Raw genomic sequence first — 3808 nt, 5'->3', positions numbered from 1 at the left:
GGGTACGCAACCGCCGCCAGCATTCACGCCGCCACTGGTCATACCACCGTCGTCGCATTTAGCGCCGGGAATCTCAGCGCTGTGGCCGAAGCAATCCGGCAACAGCATCCCGGCGCGCATCTGATTGTCTGTGCGGACGATGACCGGGAGACCGTCGGGAATCCGGGACTCGCCAACGCTCATGCCGCCGCCCGAGCTGTCGGGGCGCTGCTTGCGGTTCCGATATTCGGTGAGGACCGCTCAAGAGGGGTAATCGATTTCAACGACCTGCACAGATTGTGCGGGCCGGAAGCCGTGCGCGAGGCGATTACTGCGGCCTGCAGCGTAGTGCCCGATGAGGCGGTTGGGAATCACGCATTCGCCGGCGCAGCAGGCGCCCGCCACTGGCCTGATCCGGAGCCTCTGGCGGAGCAGCTGACGGCGCACCCGTATCCCGTCGATGCTCTTCCGCCGCTCATGCGCGATGCGGTGAATGAGGTACAGCGTTTCGTCCAAGCCCCTGCCGCACTGGTCGCGTGCTCGGCACTGGCTGCGCTATCACTTGCGGCGCAGGCCTTGATCAACGTCCGCCGCGATCAGCAGCTCGTCGGGCCGGTTTCCATCTATCTCCTGTCAGTCGCCGATTCCGGTGAGCGCAAGACGACATGCGATGCGATGTTCTGTCGGGCGCTGCGCGACTGGGAGAGCGAGCGCCGGCAGGCATCGGTGCCTGACATCGCGCGAGCCGAGGCCGCGGCCGCCGTGTTCGAGGCGAAGAAAGCCGGGATTCTCGATGCGATCAAGCTCAAGCGGCGCAAGGGCGAAGACACGTCCGGCTGCGAACGCGAGCTGCAGGACTTGGTCCGCGATCCGCCGCAAGCTCTGCGCGTCGCGCGCCTGCTCTACGCCGATGCCACGCCGGAGGCGCTGGCGTTTTCGCTGGCGAATGGATGGCCGAGCGGCGGTGTCCTTTCGGCCGAGGCGGGCGCGGTGTTCGGTGCACACAGCATGGGACAGGAGACTATCCTGCGCAATCTCGCCCTGCTCAATGTGCTTTGGGACGGTGGCGAGATGGCGATCGACCGCCGCTCGAAGCCGTCCTTTCAGCTGCGCGGCCGGCGGCTCACGTTCGGGTTGATGATCCAGCCAGAGGCACTGCGGGGATTTTTGGAACGTGCCGGCACGTTGCCGCGCGGCACGGGGTTCCTCGCCCGTTTCCTGATCGCCTGGCCGGCGAGCACTCAGGGCTCACGCCGCTACCGGCCGGCGCCTTCCGCTCTGCCGTCCGTAGAGCGATTCGCAGGGCGCATCCGCGAGCTGCTCGACGAGCCGTTCGTGACCGACGAGCACGGATGCCTGTGCCCTACTGTCCTGGAGCTCTCGCCCGCCGCGCGCTCCGAATGGATCTCCATTCACGATTGCGTGGAGGACGAGCTCGGCGCCCATGGCGAGTTTCGCGACATCCGCGATGTCGCGGCCAAGGCAGCCGAGAACGTTGCGCGGTTGGCGGCACTCTTCCACGTGCTGGAGCATGGCCCGGCAGGACCGATCGGCGTCGACGCCGTTGCAGCGGCCACGGCCGTCATCACTTGGCATCTCGGAGAAGCGCGTCGATTGCTCGGGGAGCTCGACACGCCGCCTGCGCTTGCCGCCGCCGTGCGTCTCGATGAATGGCTGCGCAGCGAGGCTCGTGCAGGCAAGACGGATCGCATCGCTACGCGCCGGATCTTTCAGTATGGTCCGAAGAGTGCGCGCGACAACCAGGCCTTCAAGTCCATCATGGCCATGCTGGCCGAGCGAGGACGCGCACGGCTGGAAAACGAAGGTCGCCGGCGCTACGTCGCGATCAATCCGGCGTTGCTGGACGAGAGCGCATGAGCGGCCACGCGCCAGTTTCTTGCTCTGCGCGCCTTGCTACCATTGCTACTCTTGCTACAGTTCCACGCGTGCTCGAGTCATGTGTAGCAAGAGTAGCAGCGATGTTGGTGTACTCAGCATGCCGGGGCTTCGACTGCGCCTTGCCAAGTCCCGTCAGGCGCTCAAGCGGGGAGGACATCTTCCGATCCGATCAGCCATATCTTTGGCTGTTGGAGCACGCGCGTTGTAAAGGCGGCGCCTTTTTTGACGCGGCGGGCGAGCTGCTGCCGTCTATAGACGGTCGGATTCACCGTTCGCCCGAGTCTGGAACTCACCGGCTCCAGCGCAGCGTAGACATCGGCATAGATCACGCTGTCACTGATGACCATCAAGTCGATGTTGCTGATTGCAGTGTCCGAACGCTTCGCCACCGATCCGTACGCGAAAGCTGCCGTAATCTTTGCAGCCAGCGGTGCCAGTGCGTCACGAAGCGGCTCCGCCAGACCGACGGTCTTCATGGCGATGCTGATCAGCTCGGTAAACAGCGGCACGATGCAGGTTTTCATGTCCGGAAAGCGTGTCAGGTCATCAGCAGTAGCGCCTTCAGCATTGCGCGCACGTGCGCCACGACCTCGGACGGCACGGTCCCCTTCTTTCGCGCGCGACGCGCCTTCCAATCGAGCGACTTGACCTGGTCGGCCAAGACTACGCTTGTCACCCCGTCGAAATCCACGCCTGCCTCGAAGGGGTATCCCTTACTCTGCGTAGTCATGGGGCAGCAGATCATCAGCCCGGTCCTGCCGTTGTAACGAGCCGGAGACAGCACCAGCGCCGGTCGGTGGCCGGACTGTTCATGTCCGGCTTGAGGGTCGAATTCAAGCCATACGACATCGCCGACCTCGGGCACATAGCCGCGAGTTGCCATCAAAGCATCTCTTTGCCAACCGGCTTGCCGAAGCTAGCTTCCTTGTGCAGGTTCTTAGCGGTGATACCGTCCAGCAACTTGTCGAGGTCGTATTCGACCTTGTCGGACGGTTCAATGATGATTCGGCCGCGCGTGACGCGGAGCGTGACCTTCTGCTCCAGGCTGAACGCCGCGGCCTTGATCACGGCGCTCGGGAGCCTGATCGCTGGGCTATTTCCCCACTTGCGGATTGTCGATTCCATGGCGAGCTCCTTGCTTGGATGTTTCTACATTGTAGATACATCATCCGCTAGTAGCAACAGGTTTGGCTGGACTTGATTCGTCGGTTCGAGCGAGATGACACAGCGCCGGAACGCCGCCATCGGTCAACAGTCAAGCGTAGGGTCGGTTGTCCGCTGCGGGCAGTGCAGTCGATCCTCGAGGACGATGTAGACACCGGCAAAGCAGTTCTGCGCGATTACATCAATGCAACGGTTGGCTTCGAGGAACTGGGCAAGGCGACGGGTACACCACCCAAGAGCTTGATGCGGATGTTCGGCCCTCGCGGCAATCCGCAGGCCAAGAACCTGTTCGCGGTGATTGATCGCCTTCAGCGCACGTCCGGCATCTCGATAGATGTCCGTGTTGGTCACTGACGAACACGCATCGCCGTGAAAACATGAAGCATGCGAACGTGGCGGGCTGACCCGCAGCGCTTCAAGCGACGCGAACCAACTCGACGACGCTCGCACCCGTCCTCAGCTTATCGAGGTAATCCGCCCACGCCTGCATCATCTTGCGCCGCTCGGGCAGATGCTCCGCATAGTTGTACGCGGCGCGCACCGAATTGCGCTCGGCATGGGCGAGCTGGCGCTCGATCGCGTCGCGGTTCCAGCCTTGCTCGTTGAGCAACGTCGACGCCATGCTGCGAAATCCGTGGCCGGTCATGTCCTCGCGTGTCAGCGCCGGCGCGAATTTCGTAGCAATTGGCCGGTTTGGAATTCACGGTCGGAACGAGGCGCCGTCGGGTTAGCGACGAGAGATATTGGAGCGGGAATCAAGCTTCTA

At 63.2% G+C, this 3808-nt stretch carries 5 protein-coding genes and 1 pseudogene; 2 read left to right on the top strand and 4 right to left on the bottom strand.

All coding sequences use genetic code 11. From position 1 onward, the window contains the following. A partial coding sequence (locus tag GEV05_30805) for a DUF3987 domain-containing protein (GenBank protein ID MPZ47667.1) occupies window positions 1-1857 on the top strand: 1857 nt, incomplete at its 5' end. A gap of 161 nt (window positions 1858-2018) precedes the next feature. Here the strand turns inward: GEV05_30805 and GEV05_30800 are convergent. Genes GEV05_30800 through GEV05_30790 form a run of 3 tightly spaced genes read right to left on the bottom strand, consistent with a single transcriptional unit; the run spans window position 2019 to window position 3003 of the window. After that, window positions 2019-2402: a hypothetical protein gene (locus tag GEV05_30800; GenBank protein MPZ47666.1), complete on the bottom strand. Its 384-nt coding sequence runs from the start codon at window positions 2400-2402 to the stop codon at window positions 2019-2021. Between the two features lie 14 nt (window positions 2403-2416). Next, on the bottom strand, window positions 2417-2761 hold the full coding sequence (gene mazF, locus GEV05_30795) for an endoribonuclease MazF (GenBank protein MPZ47665.1): 345 nt from the start codon (window positions 2759-2761) through the stop codon (window positions 2417-2419). Beyond that, window positions 2761-3003, bottom strand: coding sequence for an AbrB/MazE/SpoVT family DNA-binding domain-containing protein (locus tag GEV05_30790; GenBank protein MPZ47664.1), 243 nt, complete (start codon window positions 3001-3003; stop codon window positions 2761-2763). The genes mazF and GEV05_30790 overlap by 1 nt, the downstream gene beginning before the upstream one ends. 66 nt (window positions 3004-3069) lie before the next feature. Between GEV05_30790 and GEV05_30785 the strand changes: the two genes are divergently transcribed. Next, window positions 3070-3396 (top strand): transcriptional regulator, encoded by a 327-nt coding sequence (locus GEV05_30785; GenBank protein MPZ47663.1) that lies wholly within the window; start codon window positions 3070-3072, stop codon window positions 3394-3396. A 61-nt stretch (window positions 3397-3457) separates the two neighbouring features. Here GEV05_30785 and GEV05_30780 read toward each other — a convergent pair. Next, window positions 3458-3691: pseudogene (locus GEV05_30780) on the bottom strand (tyrosine-type recombinase/integrase). Between the last annotated feature and the right edge of the window lie 117 nt (window positions 3692-3808).

Source organism: Betaproteobacteria bacterium, from assembly GCA_009377585.1.
In the GTDB taxonomy this organism is placed as follows: Bacteria; Pseudomonadota; Gammaproteobacteria; order Burkholderiales; family WYBJ01; genus WYBJ01.
This window is presented reverse-complemented; position numbering and strand designations above follow the sequence as displayed.